2 protein-coding genes are annotated in these 1,573 nt (G+C 40.8%); both read right to left on the reverse strand.

From position 1 onward, the window contains the following. Positions 1 to 231 precede the first annotated feature (231 nt). The gene (locus tag ACS8FD_RS14105) at positions 232 to 1,062 is read right to left on the reverse strand and encodes a Cof-type HAD-IIB family hydrolase (RefSeq protein ID WP_439262121.1); all 831 of its coding nucleotides are present in this window, start codon (positions 1,060 to 1,062) and stop codon (positions 232 to 234) included. Positions 1,063 to 1,146: 84 nt separating this feature from the next. After that, positions 1,147 to 1,573: HAD family hydrolase (locus tag ACS8FD_RS14110; protein ID WP_439276330.1), on the reverse strand; the 427-nt coding region annotated here is incomplete at its 5' end.

The raw sequence follows: 1,573 nt of genomic DNA on the forward strand, positions 1-1,573 counted from the left end.
TTGGACAATCTTGTTCTCTGTTTGGGTATTTGTACTGGGTCTGCCTGTAGGGCCGGGTGCAGAGACATTTTATCCTGCTCAATGAATAGATTTAAAGGCTATATAGCTGCTAAATAATCATTAAAACTTAATGTTGTTTTGAAATTAAAAAGCCCTTATCAGTGTCTGATAAGGGCTTTTGTTTAGCCATTAAAAAAGCTATCGCAACGGTTTGGTCTGATTCCGTTCTATTTACGATGCTATCTTAAGCTGTTTAATCACCGCTTGTATTCCGTGCTCTTCAATCGTACCAGTGACGAAATCTGCACGCTCAATCAGAGCAGGCTGCGCATCGCCCATTGCTACCGCATAGCCGACCAAGTCAAACATCTCTAAATCATTAAATCCATCACCGAACGCCATACAATCGCGCGCGTCAATAGCAAAATGCTGGCACAGATCTGTGATGCCCCTTGCCTTGGATGCATTGACTGGTAGTATGTCTGCGCCAATATGATGCCAATGTACCAATTTTAATTCATCCTGAGCAAAGTCGATCTCTTGCATTTGGTCTTGTTGATTGTTAAAAAATACCGAACATTGATAGACCGTGTTTGACTTATAATACTCCGGATCAAGGATAGAGTTGGGCGTTATAGCATTGTATTCACGCAAACGCTCATTTTCATGTGACCAGGCAATGTGAGTCGCTGAGTCAAATTTATGAATAAGTTCACTTTTTTGGCACAGTAATACAATCTTGTCAGTCTGCGCATCTGATAACGGATAATGACTGATGATACTGTCTTTGTTAAAGCTGTATTGTCCATTCATACAGATAATAGCGTCCAACACGTCGGCATCAAGTAAGGCTAAGATATCAGGAGGTAAGATCGCTTTAGAACGTCCTGTCGAGATGACCAATTTGATATCGGTCTTTGCAAGTGCTTCAAGGGTTGCTTTGTTATGTTCGGCAATAATGCCTTTGCGACTGAGCGTATCATCGATATCAAAAAAAATAATTTTGGGGGTGGGTACTTCAGTATCGGGCCGTGCGCCGCTCGCTTTGTATTCAGTAAACATGGTTATCCTTGGTTTTTGTATTTTTTCTCTATCGTCTAGCTTATGTCATTTGGCTTTTTTTACAGAATATCATCTTAAACACTATTATACTGCTTTACCTGTTTGAGCCTGTAGAATAGGGTTCAATACTGTCTGAATACCTTGCTCTTCGATAGTGCCAGTGATGAAATCAGCGCGCGCCTTTAACTCGTCTTTACCATCACCCATTGCTACCGCAAAGCCAACCAAATCAAACATTTCTAAATCATTTAACCCATCACCAAATGCTATACAGTCGGCCGCATCAATACCAAAATACTGGCAGACGTCTAAAATTCCACGTGCTTTTGAGGCGTCAATAGGTAAGATATCACCGACAATCTCATGCCAGTGTACTAGCTTTAAATTCTGCTCAGCAAAGTTGACGTTTTGCATTTTGTCGTCTTGATTGTCGAAAAATACCGAGCACTGATAGACAGTGTTATATTTGCAATATTCAGGGTCAATAATGCTACAGCTTTTGATTTTGTCG

Source organism: Psychrobacter sp. 1U2, assembly GCF_051847575.1.

Bases quoted from the DNA above. Each gene is read 5' to 3' on its own strand.
- ACS8FD_RS14105 (WP_439262121.1), bottom strand. From the start codon at position 1,062: ATGTTTACTGAATACAAAGCGAGCGGCGCACGGCCCGATACTGAAGTA.